Annotated in this window: 22 protein-coding genes; 7 read left to right on the top strand and 15 right to left on the bottom strand. The window is 70.3% G+C overall.

Annotation, left to right across the window (positions count from 1 at the left end):
* Positions 1-83: 83 nt before the first annotated feature.
* Entirely contained in the window at positions 84-2,309 is a 2,226-nt protein-coding gene (locus tag HQK15_RS10705; RefSeq protein WP_173491449.1) for a polyribonucleotide nucleotidyltransferase, read from the bottom strand.
* A gap of 257 nt (positions 2,310-2,566) precedes the next feature.
* Positions 2,567-2,806 carry a 30S ribosomal protein S15 gene (rpsO, locus tag HQK15_RS10700; RefSeq protein WP_437340249.1) on the bottom strand — a complete coding sequence of 80 codons (240 nt, stop codon included), beginning with the start codon at positions 2,804-2,806 and terminating at the stop codon, positions 2,567-2,569.
* Positions 2,807-3,009: 203 nt separating this feature from the next.
* On the opposite strand from rpsO, the gene HQK15_RS10695 reads away from it, so the two are divergent.
* On the top strand, positions 3,010-3,870 hold the full coding sequence (locus HQK15_RS10695; RefSeq protein ID WP_173491447.1) for an SGNH/GDSL hydrolase family protein: 861 nt from the start codon (positions 3,010-3,012) through the stop codon (positions 3,868-3,870).
* Here the strand turns inward: HQK15_RS10695 and HQK15_RS10690 are convergent.
* On the bottom strand, positions 3,867-4,796 hold the full coding sequence (locus HQK15_RS10690) for a bifunctional riboflavin kinase/FAD synthetase (protein WP_367649140.1): 930 nt from the start codon (positions 4,794-4,796) through the stop codon (positions 3,867-3,869). The genes HQK15_RS10695 and HQK15_RS10690 overlap by 4 nt on opposite strands.
* 108 nt (positions 4,797-4,904) lie before the next feature.
* Between HQK15_RS10690 and HQK15_RS10685 the strand changes: the two genes are divergently transcribed.
* From HQK15_RS10685 to HQK15_RS10670, 4 genes are all read left to right on the top strand, one after another.
* A complete protein-coding gene (locus tag HQK15_RS10685) occupies positions 4,905-5,237 on the top strand; it encodes a hypothetical protein (RefSeq protein ID WP_173491445.1) in 333 nt (110 codons plus the stop codon).
* 6 nt (positions 5,238-5,243) lie between these two features.
* Complete coding sequence (locus HQK15_RS10680) at positions 5,244-6,659, top strand: sensor histidine kinase (RefSeq protein ID WP_173491444.1); 1,416 nt, start codon at positions 5,244-5,246, stop codon at positions 6,657-6,659.
* A 13-nt stretch (positions 6,660-6,672) separates the two neighbouring features.
* A complete protein-coding gene (locus HQK15_RS10675) occupies positions 6,673-7,332 on the top strand; it encodes a response regulator transcription factor (RefSeq protein ID WP_173491443.1) in 660 nt (219 codons plus the stop codon).
* A gap of 224 nt (positions 7,333-7,556) precedes the next feature.
* Positions 7,557-8,432 carry a hypothetical protein gene (locus HQK15_RS10670; RefSeq protein ID WP_173491442.1) on the top strand — a complete coding sequence of 292 codons (876 nt, stop codon included), beginning with the start codon at positions 7,557-7,559 and terminating at the stop codon, positions 8,430-8,432.
* Between the two features lie 67 nt (positions 8,433-8,499).
* Here the strand turns inward: HQK15_RS10670 and HQK15_RS10665 are convergent, their stop codons facing one another.
* The 9 genes from HQK15_RS10665 to rimP all read right to left on the bottom strand — a co-directional run bounded on the left by HQK15_RS10665 (position 8,500) and on the right by rimP (position 17,350).
* A complete protein-coding gene (locus HQK15_RS10665; RefSeq protein ID WP_173491441.1) occupies positions 8,500-9,351 on the bottom strand; it encodes a serine/threonine-protein kinase in 852 nt (283 codons plus the stop codon).
* Positions 9,351-9,779 carry a hypothetical protein gene (locus HQK15_RS10660; protein ID WP_173491440.1) on the bottom strand — a complete coding sequence of 143 codons (429 nt, stop codon included), beginning with the start codon at positions 9,777-9,779 and terminating at the stop codon, positions 9,351-9,353. The genes HQK15_RS10665 and HQK15_RS10660 overlap by 1 nt, the downstream gene beginning before the upstream one ends.
* 101 nt (positions 9,780-9,880) lie before the next feature.
* Positions 9,881-11,125, bottom strand: a complete 1,245-nt coding sequence (locus HQK15_RS10655) for a phospholipase D-like domain-containing protein (RefSeq protein ID WP_173491439.1) — start codon at positions 11,123-11,125, stop codon at positions 9,881-9,883.
* A gap of 32 nt (positions 11,126-11,157) precedes the next feature.
* Entirely contained in the window at positions 11,158-12,036 is an 879-nt protein-coding gene (truB, locus tag HQK15_RS10650) for a tRNA pseudouridine(55) synthase TruB (protein ID WP_173491438.1), read from the bottom strand.
* On the bottom strand, positions 12,029-12,469 hold the full coding sequence (rbfA, locus tag HQK15_RS10645) for a 30S ribosome-binding factor RbfA (protein ID WP_173491437.1): 441 nt from the start codon (positions 12,467-12,469) through the stop codon (positions 12,029-12,031). Before rbfA ends, truB begins: the two co-directional genes overlap by 8 nt.
* A gap of 80 nt (positions 12,470-12,549) precedes the next feature.
* Complete coding sequence (gene infB / locus HQK15_RS10640) at positions 12,550-15,342, bottom strand: translation initiation factor IF-2 (RefSeq protein ID WP_173491436.1); 2,793 nt, start codon at positions 15,340-15,342, stop codon at positions 12,550-12,552.
* Positions 15,343-15,530: 188 nt separating this feature from the next.
* Positions 15,531-15,824, bottom strand: a complete 294-nt coding sequence (locus HQK15_RS10635; RefSeq protein WP_173491435.1) for a YlxR family protein — start codon at positions 15,822-15,824, stop codon at positions 15,531-15,533.
* Between the two features lie 3 nt (positions 15,825-15,827).
* Complete coding sequence (gene nusA / locus HQK15_RS10630) at positions 15,828-16,886, bottom strand: transcription termination factor NusA (protein WP_173491434.1); 1,059 nt, start codon at positions 16,884-16,886, stop codon at positions 15,828-15,830.
* Entirely contained in the window at positions 16,886-17,350 is a 465-nt protein-coding gene (gene rimP, locus HQK15_RS10625) for a ribosome maturation factor RimP (protein ID WP_173491433.1), read from the bottom strand. Before rimP ends, nusA begins: the two co-directional genes overlap by 1 nt.
* A 120-nt stretch (positions 17,351-17,470) precedes the next feature.
* Between rimP and HQK15_RS10620 the strand changes: the two genes are divergently transcribed.
* Together HQK15_RS10620 and HQK15_RS10615 are read left to right on the top strand one after the other, a co-directional pair.
* A complete protein-coding gene (locus HQK15_RS10620) occupies positions 17,471-17,956 on the top strand; it encodes a hypothetical protein (protein ID WP_173491432.1) in 486 nt (161 codons plus the stop codon).
* Positions 17,953-18,354, top strand: a complete 402-nt coding sequence (locus HQK15_RS10615) for a DUF4439 domain-containing protein (RefSeq protein WP_173491431.1) — start codon at positions 17,953-17,955, stop codon at positions 18,352-18,354. Before HQK15_RS10620 ends, HQK15_RS10615 begins: the two co-directional genes overlap by 4 nt.
* A gap of 113 nt (positions 18,355-18,467) precedes the next feature.
* On the opposite strand, the gene HQK15_RS10610 is transcribed toward HQK15_RS10615, so the two are convergent.
* Genes HQK15_RS10610 through HQK15_RS10600 form a run of 3 tightly spaced genes read right to left on the bottom strand, consistent with a single transcriptional unit; the run spans position 18,468 to position 21,661 of the window.
* Positions 18,468-20,207, bottom strand: coding sequence for a proline--tRNA ligase (locus tag HQK15_RS10610; protein ID WP_173491781.1), 1,740 nt, complete (start codon positions 20,205-20,207; stop codon positions 18,468-18,470).
* A gap of 24 nt (positions 20,208-20,231) precedes the next feature.
* Entirely contained in the window at positions 20,232-20,594 is a 363-nt protein-coding gene (locus HQK15_RS10605; protein WP_217361589.1) for a DoxX family protein, read from the bottom strand.
* Entirely contained in the window at positions 20,591-21,661 is a 1,071-nt protein-coding gene (locus HQK15_RS10600) for a polysaccharide deacetylase family protein (RefSeq protein WP_173491430.1), read from the bottom strand. The genes HQK15_RS10605 and HQK15_RS10600 overlap by 4 nt, the downstream gene beginning before the upstream one ends.
* Between the last annotated feature and the right edge of the window lie 16 nt (positions 21,662-21,677).

The raw sequence follows: 21,677 nt of genomic DNA, 5'->3' as shown, positions 1-21,677 counted from the left end.
CGGTGGAGAAGTCACCGCGCCCGGGCGCCGGAGACGCAGAAGGGCCCCGCTGCCGCAGCAACGGGGCCCTTCTCAGACGTGGATCACGCGTCGGCGGTGGCCGAGTCGTCGGCCGCAGCGGCCTCGGGCTCGTCCGACTTCTCGACGACCGGGATCAGCGAGAGCTTGCCGCGGTCACCGAGCTCGGCGATCTCGACCTGGATCTTCTGACCGACCGAGACGACGTCCTCGACGTTGTTGACGCGCTGGCCGCCGTTGAGGTCACGCAGCTTGCTGATGTGCAGCAGGCCGTCGCGACCCGGGGACAGCGACACGAACGCGCCGAAGTCGACCGTCTTGACGACGGTGCCGAGGTAGCGCTCGCCAACCTCGGGCATCGTCGGGTTGGCGATGGCGTTGATCGCGTCACGCGCGGCCTCGGCAGCTTCGCCGTTCTCCGCACCGACGTAGACCGTGCCGTCGTCCTCGAGCGAGATGTTGGCGCCCGTGTCGTCCTGGATCTGGTTGATGATCTTGCCCTTGGGGCCGATGACCTCACCGATCTTGTCGACGGGGATCTTGATCGTGATGATCCGCGGCGCGTAGGGGCTCATCTCGTCAGGCTCGTCGATGGCCTCGGCCATGACGTCGAGGATCGCGACGCGAGCGCCGTACGCCTGCTGCAGGGCTCCGGCCAGCACGTCGGCGGGGATGCCGTCGAGCTTGGTGTCGAGCTGCAGGGCGGTGACGAACTCACGCGTTCCGGCGACCTTGAAGTCCATGTCGCCGAAGGCGTCCTCGGCTCCGAGGATGTCGGTCAGCGTGACGAACTTCTGCTCGCCGTCGACCTCACCGGAGATGAGACCCATCGCGATGCCGGCGACCGGCGCGCGCAGCGGGACACCCGCGTTGAGCAGACCGAGCGTCGAGGCGCAGACCGAGCCCATCGAGGTGGAGCCGTTGGAGCTCAGCGCCTCGGAGACCTGGCGGATCGCGTAGGGGAACTCCGCGCGCGTCGGCAGCACGGGCAGCAGCGCACGGCCCGCGAGGGCGCCGTGACCGATCTCGCGACGCTTCGGCGAACCGACCCGGCCGGTCTCACCGGTCGAGTAGGGCGGGAAGTTGTAGTTGTGCATGTAGCGGCGCGACGTCTCGGGCGAGAGCGTGTCGAGCTTCTGCTCCAGGCCGAGCATGTTGAGCGTCGTGATGCCCATGATCTGGGTCTCGCCACGCTGGAACAGCGCGGAGCCGTGGACGCGGGGCACGATGCCGACCTCGGCGCTGAGGGCACGGATGTCCTCGAGGCCACGGCCGTCGATGCGGACCTTGTCGCGCAGGACGCGCTCGCGGACGACGGCCTTGGTGACCGCGCGGACAGCCGCACCGATCTCCTTCTCGCGACCCTCGAAGTCAGCGCCGAGCTTGTCGATGACGTCGGCCTTGATGCCTGACTCGCGCTCCTCGCGGTCGGCCTTGCTGACGATCGTCAGCGCCTGGGCGAGGTCGGCCTTGGCGGCCGACTCGACGGCCGCGTAGACGTCGTCCTCGTAGTCGAGGAAGATCGGGAAGTCGCGGACCGGCTTGGCGGCGGTCGAGGCGAGCTCGATCTGCGCCTCGCACAGCTGCTTGATGAAGACCTTGGCGGCGTCGAGGCCACCGGCGACGATCTCCTCCGTGGGCGCCTGGACGCCGCTCTGGACGAGGTCCCACGTGGACTCGGTCGACTCGGCCTCGACCATCATGATCGCGACGTCGTCACCGGCGATGCGGCCAGCGACGACCATGTCGAAGACGGCGTTCTCGAGCTGGCTGTGCGTCGGGAAACCGACCCACTGGCCGTCGATCAGGGCGACGCGGGTGGCGCCGACGGGACCGGTGAACGGCAGGCCCGAGATCTGCGTCGACGCGGAGGCCGCGTTGATCGCGAGCACGTCGTACGGGGTGTCGGGGTTGAGCGCCAGGACCGTGATGACGACCTGGACCTCGTTGCGCAGACCCTTCTTGAAGGTCGGGCGCAGCGGGCGGTCGATCAGGCGGCAGGTGAGGATCGCGTCCTCGGACGGGCGACCCTCGCGACGGAAGAACGACCCCGGGATGCGACCGGCGGCGTACATCCGCTCCTCGACGTCGATCGTCAGGGGGAAGAAGTCGAAGTGGTCCTTGGGGTGCTTGCCGGCCGTGGTGGCCGACAGGAGCATCGTGTCGTCGTCGAGGAACGCGGAGACCGAGCCGGCCGCCTGCTGGGCGAGGACGCCCGTCTCGAAACGGATGGTGCGGGTGCCGAAGGCACCGTTGTCGATGACTGTCTCGACGGAGTGGAGTTCGGACATGGAAGTCCCTTCCGCAGGGTTCGAAGACCCTGCATGTTGGGACGAGAGCGGGCGGTGGAACCGTGCCGGTCTTCGATCGAGGCCTGCGGGGCTGCGCCTGTGCGCATCCCGAGGGCCACTACCGAGGACCGAGCACTTCGTCGTTCAGCTGGGGTGCCCGGGACTCTCGTCTGGATCTGTCGGTATGGAGTTGTCCTGGAGGTGCCCCGTACGGGGCGGGGCGGCCACCTCGTGAAGAAGTGACCGCCCCGAACGTACTAGCGGCGCAGGCCGAGACGCTCGATGAGCGAGCGGTAGCGCTCGATGTCGTTCTTCTGCAGGTAGTTGAGCAGACGACGACGCTGTCCGACCAGGAGCAGCAGACCGCGACGGCTGTGGTGGTCGTGCTTGTGCTCCTGCAGGTGGCTGGTCAGGTGCGAGATGCGACCCGTGAGCAGCGCGATCTGGACCTCGGGGGATCCGGTGTCGCCGTCGCTGAGTGCGTACTGCTTGATGATGTCTTCCTTGGCGACGCCCGCAACAGTGGGCGCAGCAGTCTTCTTCGACACTTTTCTCCTCTAAGGGTTTCGTTGCACGGCGCGCCCGGGCACATCCACCGGGGCACTATCAGTCCGTGGCCGATCACACGGCAGCGTCCAGACTATCAGCGGCGGCACTTGCAGGGCCAATCGCGGCTTGGGCCGGACGATAGCCTCCGAGCATGGGAGCAGGTGTGGCGGTCCGCCTCGTCGCAGCGGTGTCGTGCGCCCTGGCGCTGACCGCGTGCTCCTCGGGGGACGCCGCGACGCCCACGTCCGAGACGTCGGCGCAGAGGACGACGGCCGCCCCGGCCGACACGTCGGCGGCCTACGTCGCCCTCGGCGACTCGTTCACCGCCGGACCCGGGCTCCCCGACCAGCAGCCTGGCGCGGGGTTCTGCCAGCGGTCGGCGCTCAACTGGCCCACCCTGCTGGCCGCCGCGACCGGCACCGACGACGTCAGCGACCTCAGCTGCTCCGGCGCCACGACGGCCGACCTGCTCAGCACGGTCGCCTCCCCCGATCTCGGTGCCGCCACCCGTCTCGTCACGATCAGCGTGGGCGGCAACGACGGCGGGCTGTTCTCGTCGCTGCTCGGCGCGTGCGCGGGCGGCAGCGAGGCCTGCGGGTCGTTCGTCCGGGACAGCGCCCCGAAGATCCTCGCCACGACGCAGCCGGCGATCGTCGAGCTGGTCGACGCGGTGCGGGCCAAGGCCCCCGACGCGCGCATCGTGCTGGTCGGCTACCTGCGGATCATGCCGCAGACCGGCACGTGCGAGTCCGTGGGCATCCCCGCGGCAGAGGTCGCGTCCGTCGTCAGCGCCGAGGAGGCCCTCGACGCCGCGCAGGCCTCGGCGGCGCAGCAGGCAGGCATCGACTACGTCTCGCTGCGCCGGGCCTCGCTGGGGCACGACGCCTGTGCGGGCGACGCCGCCTGGACCAACGGCGGACAGGTCACCGGTGGCGACGGCATCGTGTTCCACCCGCGGGCGGCGGGCATGCGGGCAGTGGCCAAGGCCGTCGCGGCCGACCGGCAGGGCTAGAGACCGAGCTCGGTGCGCGTCCGGGCGACGTCGTCGTTCATCTGCACGATCAGCGGGTCGATGCCCTCGTACTTGACCATGCCGCGCAGCCGCTCGACGAGCTCGACGCGGATCTCCTCGCCGTAGAGGTCGAGATCGGTGCGGTCCAGGACGTACGACTCGACGCGCCGCTCGACCCCGTCGAACGTCGGGTTGGTGCCGACGGAGATCGCTGCGGGCAGCCGCTCGCCGCCGGCGCGCACCAGCCAGCCGGCGTAGACGCCGTCGGGCGGCACCGCGAAGGCCTCGTCGACCGGCACGTTGGCGGTGGGGAATCCCAGCTCGCGTCCCCGCTGGTCACCCTTGCGGACGACGCCGGTGATCTCGTGCGGACGACCCAGCACCTCGGCGGCCTCACGGAGACGTCCCTCGGCCACCAGGCCCCGGACGAGCGTGGACGAGAACGGCTCGGCTCCCCCGTCGAGGTGGAGGCCGTCGACCGCGAACCCTGCACGCGCCCCGGCCTCGCGCAGGAACGTCGTGTCGCCGCTGGCCTTGTGGCCGAAGCGGAAGTTGTCACCGACGGCGACCAGCGACGTCTGCAGCTGGTCGACCAGGACCCGGTCGACGAACTCCTGCGGCGTCCAGGCAGCCATCTCGCGGGTGAAGTCGAGGATGCGCACCTCGTCGACGCCCGCGGCGATCAGCAGCTCGACCCGGCGCTGCATCGTCGTCAGCCGCTTCGGTGCGTGGTCGGGCGCCACGACAGCCAGCGGGTGCGGCTCGAAGGTGATCGCGATGACGGGCAGTCCGTCGGCGAGCTCGCGAGTGCGGGCGATGACGTGCTGGTGACCACGGTGCACGCCGTCGAAGTTGCCCACGGTCACGGCTGCGGGTTCGGTCCGGGGAGCGGTCGATGCCCCGGGAGAGTCGCGCCAGATCGTCACGTCCAAACTCTGCCACACGCCTCGCGCGTGCCGGCGGCGAGTCGTCCCTAAGAACTCTCTCATCGCCTCCTCATCGACCGGCACCCGTCGATGCGGCAGGGTTGGTGCATGACCTCGACCCGCCGGCTCCCCGCCCTGATCCTCGCGGTGGTCGCGATCGCGCTGACGACCGTGATCGCCGCCCGCGTGTCGGCGGGCGCCGACCCGGCTCCGCAGGACACCACGCCGATCACGATCACGCCCTCGCCCTCCTCCGCGACGACCCCCTCGCCGACGCCGACGCCGTCCGCGACGACCCCCTCCTCCTCCGACGACGATGACGACGATGACGACTACGACAGGTCCGACTCCAAGCCCCGCGACTACGACGACGATGACGATGATGACGACCGCGGCGACGACCGTGACGACGACGCTGACGACGACGCTGACGACGACTGAGCCTCGATGACCCGACTCCCCGCGTGGTCGCGCCTGACGGTGCGGCAACGCCTCACCGCGACGATCGCCCTGCTCACGTCGCTCGCGCTGCTGGCGGTCGGCGGCACGCTGTACGCGCTGGAGTCGCGCCGCATCGACCGATCGATCGAGAACGGTCTCAGCCAGGAGATCGGCGAGTTCCGCGCCCTGCAGACCGAGAACGACCCGGCGACGCGCAAGCCGTTCACGTCCGCCGAGCGGCTCCTCGAGGTGTTCCTGGAGCGCAACCTGCCCGACGACAACGAGGAGCTCTTCGCGTTCCCGGCCTCCGGCCGCCCGACCTACCAGGGTGAGTACGACGCCCGGCTGCAGCGGTCGACCGTGTTCCCGGCGCTGGTCAAGAGGCTCAGCGAGGGGGGCGGCACCGAGACGTTGAGCGTCGACGGCCATGCGTACCGGGTCGCCGTCCAGCCCATCACGGTCGGCAGCACGACCTCGTCGTTCGTCGTGACCCACGACGTCTCGGCCAGCCGGTCGGACCTGCGCGAGCTGATGGTCACCTATGCCCTGCTGGGCGCCCTGTCGGTCATCGTCATCGCAGGCATCGCGTCGTGGAGCGCCGGGCGGCTGCTGAGCCCGGTCCGGCGGCTGCGCGAGACCGCACAGGGCATCACCGACGGCGACCTCGGTGGACGCCTCGAGGTCACCGGGCACGACGACCTGTCAGACCTGCAGCGCACGTTCAACGACATGCTCGACCGGCTCGAGGCGGCGTTCGTGACCCAGCGCCAGCTGCTCGACGACGCCGGCCACGAGCTCCGCACCCCCCTGACCGTGCTGCGCGGTCACCTCGAGGTGCTCGACTTGAACGACCCGGCCGACGTCGCCGCGACCCGTACGTTGCTGCTCGACGAGATCGACCGGATGTCGCGCCTGGTCAACGACCTCCTCATGCTGGCCAAGGCCCGCCGTCCCGACTTCGTCGACCCGCACCCCGTCGACGTCGAGTCCCTGACCCACGGCGCCGTCGACCGGGCGCGGGCGCTGGCCGATCGCACCTGGTTGCTCGACGGCGTCGCCCGGACGACCGTCCCCGTCGACGGGCAGCGCATCACCCAGGCGCTGCTCCAGCTGTCGTCCAACGCGGCGCGGCACACCGGCGTCGGCGACGAGATCGGCATCGGCTCGCGGACCCACGACGGACGGCTCGAGCTCTGGGTGCGCGACACGGGCAGCGGGGTCGACCCCGAGATCGCCCCCGCCATCTTCCAGCGGTTCTCGCAGGGAGAGGATGCCCACGAGGGCTTCGGTCTCGGCCTGTCGATCGTCAGCGCGATCGCCGAGGCCCACGGCGGCGACGTCGTCCTCGACCCATCGACCGACGGGACGGGCCCGGGCGCCACGTTCCGGATCCGACTGCCCCTGGAAGGACAGCACCGATGACGAAGGCACCGGCATGAACCGGATCCTGATCGTGGAGGACGAGGAACGGATCTCCTCGTTCGTCGCCAAAGGCCTCAAGGCCGAGGGGTTCACCCCGACCGTCGTGGCCGACGGCGTCACGGGGCTCGACTACGCCCTCACCGGGGAGTTCGACCTGATGGTGCTCGACATCGGCCTGCCCGGGATGGACGGGTTCGCGATCCTCGAGCGGGTCAAGGTCGACCGTCCGGCGCTGCCGGTCATCGTCCTCACGGCCCGCGACTCGGTCACCGACACGATCTCGGCGCTGGAGGGTGGCGCCGCCGACTACATGTCGAAGCCGTTCCGGTTCGGTGAGCTGCTGGCGCGGGTGAGGCTGCGGCTCCGCTCCCCCGGCGAGCCCGCCCCGGAGGAGGACCTGTCGGCCGGCGAGGTCAGGCTCGACCTGCGACGGCGCCGGGCGTACGTCGGACAGCGCGAGGTCGAGCTCTCGGCGCGCGAGCTGACCCTGGCGGAGGTGCTGATCCGCAACCGGGGGCTCGTGCTGTCGCGGGAGCAGCTGCTGTCGCAGGTGTGGGGCTATGACTTCGACCCGGGGTCCAACGTTGTCGACGTCTACGTCGGCTACCTGCGCAAGAAGCTCGGCGCCGACCTCGTCACGACCGTGCGGGGTCTCGGCTACCGCGTCGACTGACCGGGGCCCGCGCCGACACAGATCTTGAGACATTCGGCCGCTCTGACGCCCCAGATGTCTCAAGATCCGTCGGTGCCGACACGGATCTTGAGACATTCGGCCGCTCCGACGCCCCAGATGTCTCAGGATCCGTGACCGTCCACAGGCCGGCGGCGGCGTCACGGCGTCCACCATGCTGCGGCGCGAGGTGGTCCTCCATGGCAACGGCGGAGCACCGTCGATGCATGACCGTCATGAGGACCGCCAGCGCGATCGAGATCCACGGGCGCGGCAGGGTGCGCCAGGCCGTCGCGTCGGGGCGGTGGCAGCGTCCCCAGCGAGGAGTGGTCGTCGACCACAACGGACCGCTCACCCGGGACGAGACCGACCTGGTCCGGCTCCACTTCTGCGCCCCCGGGTCGGCGCTCGCGGGGCTGTCGGCCCTCCGGCTCGACGGTCTCGACGGGTTCACGACCGAGCACACCGACATCGTCCTCCCCGAGGGAGCACGTCGACCCCAGCCGGACGTCCCGGGCCTGGTGCCCCACTGGAGCACCGAGCTCACCGACCTCGACGTCCACCCGCTGCGTGCGCCGCGCCGCACCCGGCCTGCACGCAGTGCCGTCGACGCCGCGGCGTGGGCCTCGACCGAGCGGCACGCCGTGGCGATCGTCCTCGCCGCCTTCCAGCAGCGGCTCGTCAACGCCGACGCGATGCACGGTGCCGTGAGCCGCCGCGGCCCGATCCGCCGCCGGGCACTGATCCGCGAGTCTGTCCTGGACGCCGTGGGCGGCGTGCACTCGCTGCCCGAACGTGACTTCACCGAGATCTGCCGGCGCCACCGTCTCCCCCTCCCCACGCACCAGCGACCGGTCAGGAGCCCGACCGGTCGCTACTACCTCGACGCCGCCTGGCAGCAGTGGGACGTCGCCGCGGAGGTGCACGGCCTCCCGCACATCGAGGTCAAGCAGTGGAGCGCCGACGTCCTGCGTGCCAACGAGGTCGTCATCTCCGGGCCTCGCCTCGTGGTCTTCACCTCGTACGCGATCCGCCACCAACAGACCCTGGTCGCCGATCAGCTCGACCGGCTCCTCCGCAGCGCCGGCTGGAACGGAACCTGAGACATTCGACCGTCCCAGCAACCCGAATGCCTCAAGATCAGTCGGACGGGCCGGCGCGGGGATGCCGTCAGAGGCTGATCTTGAAGCCGGAGAGCCGGGCCTGCGGGAGCCGCTCCAGCAGGGGCTCGAGCGCCTCGGCGACCTCGTGCGGCCGAGGACGATCGTCCGCCGCCGGCGCGAGGCAGGCATGGATGAGATCGGCCAGTGCGATCGGCACGAAGTGCGGCAGGTCGTACGGCGACTCCTTCAGCTGCGCCCACCGGGGCTCCCGCTCGAACGCCCGGTATCCCGCCGCCGCGCGGAACATCGTGGCCCCGAACGCCCACATGTCACTCGCGTGCCCCATCCTCCCCAGCTCGCCGGGTCGGCACTGCTCCGGCGCCATGTACTCGTCGCTGCCGACCGGATGATCGAGGTCGGCGGCCTCCTTGACGTCCATCGCCACGCTGAAGTCGATGAGCTTGGCCGGCGCCCCCATGATGACGTTGCTCGGCTTGAGGTCGAGGTGGCACACGTCCTGCTGCTGCAGGTAGTGCAGGGCCGAGCAGAGCTCGAGGCCCAGCGGCAGCAGCTGGTGCAGCGGGAGGTAGCCGTGCGTGGAGATCAGCGACGACAGGTTGGGCCCGTCGACGTTCTCCAGCACGAGGTACGGCCGCGCGGCCTCGTCGTCGTAGGAGAACAGGCGGGCGATGCCAGGATGGTTCAGGCGCGAGAGCATCTCGACCTCGCGGAGCAGCCCGGCCCTGGAGCCGGCGTCCTCGACGTGCCCGGGGCGCATGACCTTGGCGACGACGGGTGCGTAGAGCCGCTCGTCGAACGCCAGCCACGCCTCGAAGACGTCACCGCCGCCGACGGACTTCACGGCCGTGAGGCCGGGGGCGATCAGGTCGCCCCCGGCCAGGCCCCAGGTGTCGGACATCAGCTGCGGCTGTCGCCCGTGGGCGCCGTGTTGGCGGTCGGCGCGGTGTTCTTGGTCGGCGCCGTGTTGACCGTCTTGACCGTGTTCTTCGTGTTGGTGTCGGCCGTGTTCTTGGTCGGCGCCGTGTTCTTGGTCGGCGCCGTGTTCTTGGTCGGCGCCGTGTTGGCCGTGTTGACGGTGTTCACCGTGTTGGCGGTCGGCGAGTCGTCGCGCGAGTCGTCGCGCGAGTCGTCCAGCGAGTCGTCGTCGTTGCGGTCGTCGTCGTCCAGGTTGGTCGACTGCACCCACGACGTCGACGTGTCCTCGCGCTTGGCGACGGTGTCGTCGACGGCGGGTGCGGCGTTGGCGCTGGCCACGGCGAAGCCGACGGTGCCGAAGGCGACCGTTCCGGCCAGGGCCACGATGCCGGTGCGTACGTACTTGTCCATGATCTCTCCTCGGTCAGGTGATGCTGATGAGTCGAGACTCGCGGTCGAGCATGAGGCACGGGTGAGGGCCCGATGAGAGGGTTCTCATCTGGCCGCACGGGTCAGAGCAGCGGGCCCAGCGGCCGCAGGATCGCCTCGTAGACCCGCGACACGAGCCGCCGCGCCTCCCACTCGTGCAGGTCGAGGCGGTCGGCCTTGGACAGGTCGTCGGTGAACGCCTCGTACATCCCCTGCGCGAGCCCCTGGTCAAGGATCTCGAGGTTGATCTCGTAGTTGCCCTGCAGGCTCAGACGGTCGATGTTGGCCGTGCCGATCGTCGTCCACTCGCCGTCGATCGTCGCGGTCTTGGCGTGGACCATGTGGTCCTTGTAGCGGTGGATCTCGATGCCGCCGCGCAGCAGCCGGCCGTAGAACCCGCGCGACAGCCAGTCGGTCACGACGTGGTTGGAGACCAGCGGCAGCAGGATCCGGACGCGGACACCGCGCTGGGCCGCGGCGAGCAGCGCGGCGAGGATGTCGCGGTCGGGGATGAAGTAGGCCGCGGTGATGTCGATCGTGTGGTGCGCGCGGTCGATCGCCTCGAGGTACATGCCCCGGATCGGGTACATCAGCTGGCGAGGGAGGTTGCGGTGCGCCCGGATCTGGGGCTCCCACCGCGCCTCGGTGATGGGGCCCAGCTCGGCCTGGTGCGCGGGCTTCTGGATGTTCCAGAAGTCGATGAACGCGTTCTCGAGGTCCCACACCGCCGGACCCTCGACCCGCAGGTGCGTGTCGCGCCACTGCGTCGCATAGAGCGAGCCGATGTTGTAGCCGCCGACGAACGCCGCCGTGTCGTCGACGACGAGGATCTTGCGGTGGTCACGGCCGTAGCGGCGCGGGTTGAAGAACTGCCAGCCCGGACCCCAGACGGGATACTTCAGCACCTGGATCGGCGCCGGCAGCCGGTAGAAGCTCGGCCGGACGACCAGGTTGGCGAAGCCGTCGTAGATCACGTGCACGTCGACGCCACGCTGCGACGCCGCGATGAGCGCCGCCCGGAAGCGGTGCCCCATCTCGTCGCCCTTGATGATGTACGACTCGAGCAGGATCCGGGTCGTCGCGCCCTCGATCGCCGCGAGCATGTCCTCGAAGAGGGTCTCGCCGTACGTGTAGGTCGTCGCCGTGGTGCCGTCGTCGATCGTGTGGCTGCGCGACGGCGCAGGCTTCAGCGACGCGGCGTGGTGGCCACGAACGAAGCGCCGGGCCCGGTCGGCGCCCATCAGGGACGCGACCGCCGCGACCTGCAGCGCGAGGAAGGCCAGGAGACCCCGGCGGATCAGACGGCGGGTGTTCTGGCGCAGGCTCATGATGACCTCACCCTACTGACCCGCGAGCCGCGCTAGACGAAGACCGCCACGGGCTTGGCCACGCCGCCACGCTGCTCGTAGAGCGCGAGGAACCCCCCCGCCGGGTCGAACACCGCCACCGGACCGGGCGCGCCGAGATCGATGCCGGTCAGCGACCGCCCGAACCGCACGTCGGACGCCTCGCGCTCGCCGAGGTCGTACGACGCGAAGGCCGTGCGGGCGACGTCGTCGAGCCCGATGACGACCAGCTCGGCCTCCAGCTGCTCGAGCGTGCGGGCCAGGGACATCCCGAAGCCCCCCACCCGGGTGCGCCGGAGCATCGTGAGGTGCCCGCCGACACCGAGGTCGGCACCGACGTCACGGGCCAGAGCCCGGATGTAGGTGCCGCTGGAGCAGACGACGCGCACGTCGACGTCGACCGCGTCGCCGTCGTGGCGCACCTCGTCGACCTCGAAGGTCGACACCGTGACGGGTCGGGCCTTGAGCGCGACCTCCTCGCCGGAGCGGACCTTGGCGTACGACCGCACGCCGTCGACCTTGATGGCCGACACCGACGACGGCACCTGCATGATGTCGCCGGTGTAGGCCGGCAGCACGGCCCGGACAGCTGCCTCGTCGACGTGCGCGGCCGAGGCGGTCGCGGTGACCTCGCCCTCGGCGTCGTCGGTGATCGTGGACTGGCCGAGGCGGATCGTCGCGACGTACTCCTTGTCGGCGAGGGTCAGGTGTCCCAGCAGACGGGTCGCGCGGTTGATGCCGAGCACCAGGACGCCGGTCGCCATGGGGTCGAGCGTGCCGGCGTGACCGACCTTCTTGGTGCCGGCCAGCCGCCGCATGCGACCGACGACGTCGTGCGACGTCCACCCCGACGGCTTGTCGACGATGACGAGTCCCGAGACGGGGTCAGTCATCGAGGCCTTCGTCGTCCGTGACGGGCTTCTTGTAGGGATCGGGGTCACCGGCGTACTGCGCACCCACCGTGCGCGAGGCGACCTCGTCGTCCGACGCCTTGACCTTGGCCAGCAGGTCCTCGATCTCCTTGGCCGTCTCCGGGACGGAGTCGAGGAAGAACGTGATCGACGGCGTGATGCGGGTGCCGAGCTGCTTGCCGACCTCGGACCGGATGAGGCCCGTGGCGCTGCGGAGCGCAGCAGCGGTGTCGTTGCGCTGCGCCTCGTCGCCCATGACGGTGTAGAAGACCGAGGCCTGCTGACCGTCACCGGTCATGCGGACGTCCGTGATCGTCACGAATCCCAGCCGCGGGTCCTTGACCCGACGTTCGAGCATCTGCGCGACGACGACCTTGATGCGGTCGCCGACCTTGGCGTTGCGGGGTCCTGCCATGGTGCTTCTCCTGAAATCAGTGGGACGTCATACCGGACGTGGCGCTGGGGCCACGCCCGGTATGACGTCCAGGGTGCTGACTAGTCGCGCTTCTTCTCGCGCATCTCGAAGGTCTCGACGATGTCGCCGACCTTGATGTCGTTGAAGCCCCTGAGCACGAGACCGCACTCGAAGCCTTCGCGGACCTCGGACACGTCGTCCTTCTCGCGCCGCAGGCTCGAGAAGTCGAGGTTGTCCGCGACCACGGAGCCGTCACGGAGCAGACGCGCCTTGGCGTTGCGCTTGATCGTTCCACCGGTGACCATGCAGCCCGCGATGTTGCCGATCTTGCTGGAGCGGAAGATGTCGCGGATCTCGGCTGTGCCGAGCTGCGCCTCCTCGAACTCCGGCTTGAGCAGACCCTTGAGCGACGCCTCGATCTCCTCGATCGCGTTGTAGATGATCGAGTAGTACTTGATCTCGACACCCTCGCGGTCGGCCAGCTCCGTCGCCTTGCCCTGGGGGCGGACGTTGAAGCCGATGATCACAGCGTTGGACGCCGCGGCCAGCATGACGTTGGTCTCGGTGATCGCACCGACACCGCGGTCGATGACCCGCAGTGCGACCTCGTCGCCGACGTCGATCTGGGCCAGTGCGTCCTCCAGGGCCTCGACCGAGCCGGAACCGTCACCCTTGAGGATCAGCAGCAGCTCGTCGGTCTCGCCCTTCTCCATCGAGGACATGAAGTCCTCGAGGGTGCGGCGGCCGCTGCGCTGGGCCAGGAGCGCGTTGCGCTCGCGCGCCTCACGCTTCTCGGCGATCTGACGTGCCAGACGGTCGTCGGCCACCACCATGAAGTTGTCACCGGCGCCGGGCACGGCCGTCAGGCCGAGCACGAGGGCCGGACGCGACGGAGTCGCCTCCTCGATGTTGTTGCCGTGCTCGTCGAGCATGGCGCGCACCCGACCGAACGCCGGACCGGCGACGAGCGAGTCGCCGACCTTGAGCGTTCCGCGGTGGACGAGCACCGTCGCGACGGGGCCGCGACCACGGTCGAGGTGTGCCTCGATGACGAGGCCCTCGGCGTTCTGCTCGGGGTTGGCGCGCAGGTCGAGCGAGGCATCGGCGGTCAGGACGATGGCCTCGAGCAGGTCGTCGAGTCCAAGACCAGCCTTGGCCGAGACGTCGACGAACATCGTGTCTCCGCCGTACTCCTCGGGCACGAGTCCGTACTCGGTGAGCTGGCCACGGGCCTTGGTCGGATCGGCGTCGGGCTTGTCGATCTTGTTGACCGCAACGACGATCGGGACGCCGGCGGCCTTGGCGTGGTTGAGCGCCTCGACCGTCTGCGGCATGACACCGTCGTCGGCCGCGACCACGAGGATCGCGATGTCGGTCGCCTGGGCACCACGGGCACGCATGGCGGTGAACGCCTCGTGACCGGGGGTGTCGATCAGGGTGATGCGACGCTCGGTGCCGTCGACCTCGGTCGAGACCTGGTAGGCGCCGATGGTCTGGGTGATGCCACCGGCCTCCTTGTCGACGACGTTGCTGCTGCGCAGCGCGTCGAGGAGCTTGGTCTTTCCGTGGTCGACGTGCCCCATGACGGTGACGACCGGCGGACGGGGGGCCAGGTCGGCCTCGCCACCCTCGTCCTCGCCGAACTCGATGTCGAACGACTCGAGCAGCTCGCGGTCCTCGTCCTCGGGCGAGATGACCTCGACGTTGTAGTTGAGCTCCTCGCCCAGCAGCATCAGGGTCTCGTCGTTGGCCGACTGGGTCGCCGTGACGATCTCACCGAGGTGGAACAGCACCTCGACGAGCGACGCGGAGTCGCCGCCGATCTTGTCGGCGAAGTCGGCGAGCGACGAGCCACGGGTCAGACGAACCGTCTCACCGTTGCCCTTGCGGACGCGGACGCCGCCGATGGCGGGCGCCTGCATCTGGTCGAATTCCTGACGCTTCGCGCGCTTGCTCTTGCGTCCACGACGAACCGGTCCACCGGCGCGACCGAACGCGCCCTGGGTGCCACCGCGGGTGTTGCGGCCGGCCGGGCCACCCGTGCGCGGGGGGCCGCTGAAGCCGCCGCCACCGGGACGACCCGGAGCTCCGCCGCCGCCACCGGGGCGACCGGCGAAGCCACCGCCACCGCCGCCGGGTCCACCGCGACCGGGAGCCCCACCGGGGCCACCACGGCCCGGAGCGCCGGGGCGTCCGGGAGCGCCACGACCGGCCGACGGACCGGCGAGGCCCGACTGGCGCGGCATCATGGCCGGGTTGGGACGGGGCATGCCGCTGGGCGAGGCCGGAGCCGCACCGCTGCCACCCTCACGAGCCGCAGGCGGGCGCGGCGTGTTGCGCTGCATGCCCTGCGTCGACGAGAACGGGTTGTTGCCGGGGCGGGCGCCGCCGGCAGCAGGCGGACGCGGGCCGGGCGTGGGGCCCGGGGTGCGCGTCGGTGCCTCGGGTGCTGCGGGGGCAGCTGCCGCGGGAGCGGCCGGAGCGGCCGGCTTCGGGGCCTCCTTGGCGACCGGAGCGGGCTCCGGAGCCTTGCGGGGTCCGGGGACCGGGCCGGGCGTCCGGGCAGGTGCCGGTGCGGCCGGGGTCGGCGCAGCCGGGGCGGGCGCTGCAGGTGCAGCGGCCTGGGCCGGGGCGGCGGGCGACGGGGTCGCGGCGGGGGTGGGCTCGGCCTGGGCCGGTGCCTTGCCGCCGGACTTCTTGGCGCCCTGCGCACGCAGGGCTTCGCCGTGCACCTCGTTGAGGCGACGGACGACGGGTGCTTCAACGGTCGAGGAGGCCGACTTCACGTACTCACCCATGTCTTTCAGGGTGTTGAGGACGACCTTGCTCTCGACGCCGAACTCTTTGGCGAGCTCGTGGACTCTGACAGCCACTTTTCTCCTTCAGGGGGGTCCGACCCCGAAGGAGGATCAGACCACTAGTTGACGAACGTGCTCATTGCGCAGTACTCATCGCGCAGTACTCATCGGCCGAGGCCGTTCATGTAGGTCATGAGCGAGTGCTCCGATTTCGTGTCGTGGGAACACCGCGGTTGCGGCGCTCCTGGTGGTCGAGCTGGTGTTCATGTTTCTTCGACGACTGCCGCCAGCGCGCTCAGGTCGAGCGGCCCTTCTGCTCGAAGGGCCCGGCCGAACGCCTTGCGGCGTGTCGCGAGCTCCAGGCACCGGGTCGTGGGGTGCAGGTGCGCCCCTCGCCCCGGCAACGTGCCGCGCAGATCAGGTGTCACGACGACTGCCGTGGGCTCCTGCACTGCGACGATCCGTACCAGAGTGGTCTTGTCCGCACGTTGCCTGCAACCGATGCATGTACGGACGACCTCCGACAGTCTACCCGTTTCGGGAAGCGGTCGCGCCATCGGTCACGAGCGCTCACCGCGAGCGGGGCTGCCGCCCGCTTGCGTGGGCGCCTCGGTGTCGGAGCGGATGTCGATGCGCCAGCCCGTGAGCTTGGCGGCGAGGCGAGCGTTCTGGCCCTCCTTGCCGATCGCGAGCGACAGCTGGAAGTCGGGCACGACGACGCGGGCCGAGCGGGTCGCGGCGTCGACGATCGTGACGCCCTTGACCTGTGACGGCGACAGGGCGTGCGCGATGAAGTCGGCCGGGTCGTCGCTGTAGTCGACGATGTCGATCTTCTCGCCGTGCAGCTCGTGCATGACGTTGCGCACGCGCGAACCCATCGGGCCGATGCAGGCACCCTTGGCGTTGATGCCCGACGCGTTGGCGCGCACGGCGATCTTGGTGCGGTGGCCGGCCTCGCGGGCGATCGCGACGATCTCGACGGAGCCGTCGGCGATCTCGGGCGCCTCCAGGGCGAAGAGCAGCTTGACCAGGTTGGGGTGCGTGCGCGAGACCTTGACGCGCGGCCCGCGCAGGCCCTTCTCGACCTCGTAGACGTACGCCTTGAGGCGCTCGCCGTGGGCGTACTTCTCCTCGGGGACGCGTTCGGTGCCGGTGAGGATGGCCTCGATGCGGCCCAGGTCGAGCATGACGTCGGCAGGATTGCGACCCTGCTGGATCACGCCGGAGACGATGTCGCCGACCTTGCCCGAGAACTCGCCGAACTTCGACTCGTCCTCGGCGTCGCGGATGCGCTGCATGATGAGCTGACGCGCGATCGTGGCGGCGAACCGCCCGAAGTCGTCCGGCGTGTCGTCGAACTCCTCGGTGAACGAGGCCGGGACGCGCACGGGCTCCTCGCCCTCGACCGGCTCCGGCGGGGGCGGCGTCTCGAGACGCTCCTTGGCCCACACCGTCACGTGGCCGGACTTGCGGTCGAGCTCGACCCGCGAGTGCGGGTGTGAGCTGCCGGTCTTGTGATAGGCCGAGAGCAGGGCGGTCTCGATCGCCTCGCAGATCGCCTCGAACGGGATCTGCTTCTCGTGCTCGAGGGCGCGCAGGGCTGCCATGTCGATGTCCATCAGGCGTCCTTCCTGTTGAGCTCGGTCTGCACGAGCGCTGAGGTGATCTGGTCGTAGGGGTAGCGCGTGGTCGTCCGGCCGACCACGTCGACGCCTTCGTCGTCGCAGGTCGCGATGCGTCCGTCGACCGACGAGTCGTCGGCGAGCCGCAGGCGGACCAGGCGGCCCTCGTTGCGGCGCCAGTGGCGGGGGTGCGTGAGCGGGCGGTCGACCCCGCGCGAGGTGACCTCGAGCGTGTAGGGCTGCTCGCCCATCACGTCGCTGGCGTCGAGGACCTCCGACAGGGCGCGGGTGGCGTCGGTGATGTGGTCGATGCCGACCCCGCCGTCACGGTCGACCGCGATGCGGAGGACGCGCTTGTTGCCGGCGGGCGTCAGCTCGAGCGCCTCGAGATCGAGGCCGAGCGACGCCAGGGCACCTTCACGGAGGGCGGTCTCGACGAGGGTCTCCAGACTGTCCGTCATGGATCGTCCTCCGTCTTTTGTTGTGGGCGCGCTCTGCTGCTGGGCACCGTGTGCTGCTGCTGGGCACCATGTGAAGTGTCCGCACCACCCTACCGAACATCTGACCGGTAACCTGCCACGGTGATCAGCCGACGCGTCCTTCTCGGGACAGGAGCCGCCGTTGCAGGGGGCGCCGCGCTCGTGGGGGTCGCCCAGGCCACGCACCGGCTCGACGACGTCGCGGACGCCGTGGGGCTGGACCCCAAGCCCCAGCCGGATCCCGAGGACGACCGCCTGGTGCGGGACGCCGCCCTGCAGGTCAGCACCCTGCTCGCGCTGGTCGAGGCGACCGCGTCCCGCCACGACGGCTTGGCGCTGGCGCCGTTCGAGGTGATCCTGCGCGAGCAGCTCGCCGCGGTCGGCGGCTCGCTGGCCACGACCGACGCCGAGCCCCCGCCCGACGACCCGAAGGCTGCCCTCGAAGCGCTGACGGAGGCCTTCGGCGACGTGGCGAAGACGCTCCGGCGCGACTGCCTGCGCGCCTTCTCCCCCGCCCTGACCCGGGTGCTCGCTGCCATGTCCGCCGGCGTCGCCCAGTGCGCACAAGAGATCGGCGACCTGCGATGACACCGACGGACGCCCTGCAGGCCTGGCTGGCGCTGGAGCACGAGGCGGTGTGGCTGCACCCCGTCATCGGTGCGCGTCACCGTGACCTGCTCCCCCGGGCCCGCACGGCGTTCGAGACGCACCGCGACACCCGCGACGCCCTGCTGCGGCGCATCGAGGGCCTCGACGCGGAGCCGGTCTCGACCGCGCTGACGTACGACGTGGGCTCCCTGGCGTCCGCCAACCGAGCCCGCCGCGCGGCCCGCGACCTCGAGGCCCGGATCAGCGCCGCGTGCCTGACCCTCGCCGGCGTCACCGAGGGCGACGTGCGGGCCTATGCGGTCAAGAACCTCACCCGCGCCGCGCTGGCCGAGCTGACGTGGGGCGCGAAGCCCCGGGCGTTCCCCGGCCTGCCCTGACCGTCCCGCCCCGCCTCGCCCCGGTGGGAGGTGGATCCTCCACCTCTCCCGCTGCCAGAAGGTGGATCCTCCACCTCATTCGCCGCGGTGAGGTGGCAGATCCACCTCCCTGGTCAGGCGCGCAGGGCAGCGATCAGGTCGGCGCGGGCGACGTCCTGACGCTCGCCGGTGACGCGGTCCTTGACCTCGACGACACCGTCGACGAAGCCCTTGCCGACGACGACGATGGTCGGGACGCCGATCAGCTCGGCGTCCTTGAACTTCACGCCGAGCGAGACCTTGCCCGGACGGTCGTCGAAGAGCACGTCGAAGCCCTCACCGACCAGGTCGGCGTAGACCTGCTCGGCTCCGGCGATGACCGTCTCGTCCTTGCCGGCCACGATCAGGTGGACGTCGAACGGGGCGAGCTCCCGGGGCCACACGAGCCCTGCCTCGTCGTGCGCGTACTCCGCGACCGCAGCCACGGCGCGCGAGACACCGACGCCGTACGAGCCCATCGTCACCGTGACGAGCTTGCCGTTCTCGTCGAGGACCTTGAGGTCGAGCACGTCGGCAAACTTGCGACCGAGCTGGAAGATGTGACCCATCTCGATGCCGCGGGCGAGCTCGAGCGGCCCGGAGCCGTCGGGGGCGGGGTCGCCGGCGCGGACCTCGGCCGCCTCGATCGTGCCGTCAGAGGTGAAGTCGCGTCCGGCCACCAGGTCGATGACGTGCGAGCCCTGCACGTCGGCGCCGGTCACCCACCGTGTGCCGTCGACGACCCGGGGGTCGGTCAGGTAGCGGATGCCGGTCGTGCCCTCGAGGCCGAGGGCGCCAGGTCCGATGTAGCCCTTGACCAGGCCCGGGTGGGCGTCGAACTCCTTGTCGCCGAACGGCTCGACCTCGGCCGGCGCCACCGACGTCTCGAGACGCTTGGCGTCGACCTCCCGGTCGCCGGGAACGCCGATCGCCAGCGGCTCGCGGGTGCCGTCGGGGTGGCGCAGCACCACCAGCACGTTCTTGAGCGTGTCGGATGCCTCCCAGGGCCGGTCCTCGCGCGGGAACGCCTCGTTGAGGTGGTCGACGAGCGTGTCGATGGTCGGTGTGTCGGGCGTCTGCTCGGCGTGAGCGACCGGCAGACCGTCGAACGGAACCGGGTCGGGTGCGACCGTCGTGACGGCCTCGACGTTGGCGGCGTAGCCGCCCGGCGAACGCACGAAGGTGTCCTCGCCCGTCTCGGAGACCGCCAGGAACTCCTCGCTCGCTGACCCGCCCATCGCACCGGAGTCGGCGTGCACGATGACGTACTCGAAGCCGAGGCGGTCGAAGATGCGTTCGTACGCCTCACGGTGCGCCCGGTAGGACTTCTCGAGCCCGGCGTCGTCGATGTCGAAGGAGTAGGAGTCCTTCATGATGAACTCGCGGCCGCGCAGGATGCCGGCACGGGGACGCGCCTCGTCGCGGTACTTCGTCTGGATCTGGTAGAGGCTGAGCGGCAGGTCCTTGTAGGACGAGTAGAGGTCCTTGACCAGCAGCGTGAAGAGCTCCTCGTGCGTCGGTCCGAGCAGCATGTCGTTGCCCTTGCGGTCCTTGAGGCGGAAGATGTTGGGGCCGTACTCGGTCCAGCGGTTGCTCGCCTCGTAGGGCTCACGCGGCAGCAGCGCGGGGAACCGCACCTCCTGCGACCCGATGGAGTCCATCTCCTCGCGGATGATCTTCTCGACCTTGGCCAGCACCTTGAGCCCGAGCGGCAACCACGAGTAGATGCCGGGGGCGACACGGCGGACGTAGCCGGCCCGCACCAGGAGCTTGTGGCTCGGGACCTCGGCATCGGCGGGGTCGTCGCGGAGAGTACGGAGGAAGAGCCGGGACATACGCATGGTCCCGACCTTATCGGGCTAGGAGCGGGCTGCCTTCAGCGCGATGCGGATCATCGGGGCCTGCAGCGGGAGGCGCAGGATCGTCCCGACCTTGAAGAACGTCGGGGCCTTGCTGCTGCGCAGGGCGTCGACCGTCATCTGCACGTTGGCCGGGAACACCCCCGCCAGCAGGCCGACCGCGCCGAGGCCGCCGAGACGCCGTGTGCCGGGGTTGAGCATCATCGCGCCGACCGCGATCTCCGCGACGCCGGAGCCGTAGACGAGCTCCCGCTTGTAGGGCAGCGGCTTCGGAACGATGTTCTCGAACGGTCCGGGCTTGACGAAGTGCAGCACGCCCATGCCGATGAAGGCGCCGGCCATGATCTTGATGTCGCGGGTCATGAGCCGAGACTAGCGGCGCTGCCGTCGACCGGTCCGATGAGTTCCTCGGTCGGGGTGCTCCACGAGCCGTCGTCGGTGATCGTGACGGGCACGGCGTACGTCGACAGGCGCAACGATCGCGGCCGGTCGAGGCGCAGCACGAACCGGTGGTCGAGGTTGGGCATCTCGTCGCCGTACACCCGCACGTGGATCGAGGCCGCACGGTCGCCGCGGCGGATCTCCACGACCCGGTCGACCGCCCGGTAGTCGGTGCCGGCGATCGCCGTGTCGTCCTGCGACCGCACGCGGAACGATCCGTCGCGCTGCGAGGGACCGTTCATCCGGAACGTGACGCGCACCAGCCGCGACCCCGCGCCGTTCTCCGTCGCGGTCACCGACCGGGCGCTGACCCGGCCCTTGGCCATCATCTGCTCGAGCGGGACGAGGCAGTAGCCCTTCGCGCGCAGACCCTTCACGATCGACGGGACGGCCTGTAGCGTGCGGGGCGAGTTGGTCACCGCGTCGTGCAGGAGGATCACGTTGGAACGGTGCTTGCGCAGCCCGGAGAGGGCGTTCCTGCGGATGGTCCGGGCCGAGCCGCCCTGCCAGTCGGCGCCGTCGATCGTCCACAGCATCTGCCGCAGGCCGTGCCGGGCACCGATCGTGCGGACCTGCTTGTTCGTCGCGCCGTAGGGCGGGCGGAAGTAGCCCGGGTTCTGGCCGATCGCTGCGCGGATCGCGGCCTTGGTGAGCAGCAGCTGACGCTTGACGCTGCGGCTGGAGCGGGTCGTCAGGTCGGGGTGGTCCCACGAGTGGTTCTCGACGGCGTGGCCGTCGCGCACCATCTCGCGCAGCACCGCAGGCTGGCGCTCGGCGTTGCTCCCCGTGACGAAGAACGTCGCCTGGGCCCGGTGCTTCCGCAGGATCCTGAGCAGCCGCGGCGTGTTGACCCGGCTCGGCCCGTCGTCGAACGTGAGCGCGACAGTGCCGTTGCGGCAGCGGACGTCCGGCGGGATGACCGCCTCGCCCGGCGCGGCCGATGCGACGACGATAAGCGCCACGACGACGGGCAGGAGACGGCGGATCACGCCAGCAGTGTAGGGG

Source organism: Aeromicrobium stalagmiti (assembly GCF_013283745.1).
Taxonomy (GTDB): domain Bacteria; phylum Actinomycetota; class Actinomycetes; order Propionibacteriales; family Nocardioidaceae; genus Aeromicrobium; species Aeromicrobium stalagmiti.
Note: the sequence above shows the minus strand (reverse complement) of the source record. Positions and strands in the feature narration are given on the sequence as shown.

Excerpts from the sequence above, each read along its gene's own strand:
- truB (WP_173491438.1), bottom strand. The coding sequence starts at position 12,036 with ATGACTGACCCCGTCTCGGGACTCGTCATCGTCGACAAGCCGTCGGGG.
- HQK15_RS10670 (WP_173491442.1), top strand. The coding sequence starts at position 7,557 with ATGACCGTCATGAGGACCGCCAGCGCGATCGAGATCCACGGGCGCGGC.
- HQK15_RS10680 (WP_173491444.1), top strand. The coding sequence starts at position 5,244 with ATGACCCGACTCCCCGCGTGGTCGCGCCTGACGGTGCGGCAACGCCTC.
- HQK15_RS10615 (WP_173491431.1), top strand. The coding sequence starts at position 17,953 with ATGACACCGACGGACGCCCTGCAGGCCTGGCTGGCGCTGGAGCACGAG.
- nusA (WP_173491434.1), bottom strand. The coding sequence starts at position 16,886 with ATGGACATCGACATGGCAGCCCTGCGCGCCCTCGAGCACGAGAAGCAG.
- HQK15_RS10605 (WP_217361589.1), bottom strand. The coding sequence starts at position 20,594 with ATGACCCGCGACATCAAGATCATGGCCGGCGCCTTCATCGGCATGGGC.
- HQK15_RS10675 (WP_173491443.1), top strand. The coding sequence starts at position 6,673 with ATGAACCGGATCCTGATCGTGGAGGACGAGGAACGGATCTCCTCGTTC.
- rbfA (WP_173491437.1), bottom strand. The coding sequence starts at position 12,469 with ATGGCAGGACCCCGCAACGCCAAGGTCGGCGACCGCATCAAGGTCGTC.
- HQK15_RS10660 (WP_173491440.1), bottom strand. The coding sequence starts at position 9,779 with ATGGACAAGTACGTACGCACCGGCATCGTGGCCCTGGCCGGAACGGTC.
- HQK15_RS10655 (WP_173491439.1), bottom strand. The coding sequence starts at position 11,125 with ATGAGCCTGCGCCAGAACACCCGCCGTCTGATCCGCCGGGGTCTCCTG.
- HQK15_RS10635 (WP_173491435.1), bottom strand. The coding sequence starts at position 15,824 with ATGGCGCGACCGCTTCCCGAAACGGGTAGACTGTCGGAGGTCGTCCGT.
- HQK15_RS10695 (WP_173491447.1), top strand. The coding sequence starts at position 3,010 with ATGGGAGCAGGTGTGGCGGTCCGCCTCGTCGCAGCGGTGTCGTGCGCC.
- HQK15_RS10610 (WP_173491781.1), bottom strand. The coding sequence starts at position 20,207 with ATGTCCCGGCTCTTCCTCCGTACTCTCCGCGACGACCCCGCCGATGCC.
- HQK15_RS10685 (WP_173491445.1), top strand. The coding sequence starts at position 4,905 with ATGACCTCGACCCGCCGGCTCCCCGCCCTGATCCTCGCGGTGGTCGCG.
- rimP (WP_173491433.1), bottom strand. The coding sequence starts at position 17,350 with ATGACGGACAGTCTGGAGACCCTCGTCGAGACCGCCCTCCGTGAAGGT.
- HQK15_RS10705 (WP_173491449.1), bottom strand. The coding sequence starts at position 2,309 with ATGTCCGAACTCCACTCCGTCGAGACAGTCATCGACAACGGTGCCTTC.
- HQK15_RS10665 (WP_173491441.1), bottom strand. The coding sequence starts at position 9,351 with ATGTCCGACACCTGGGGCCTGGCCGGGGGCGACCTGATCGCCCCCGGC.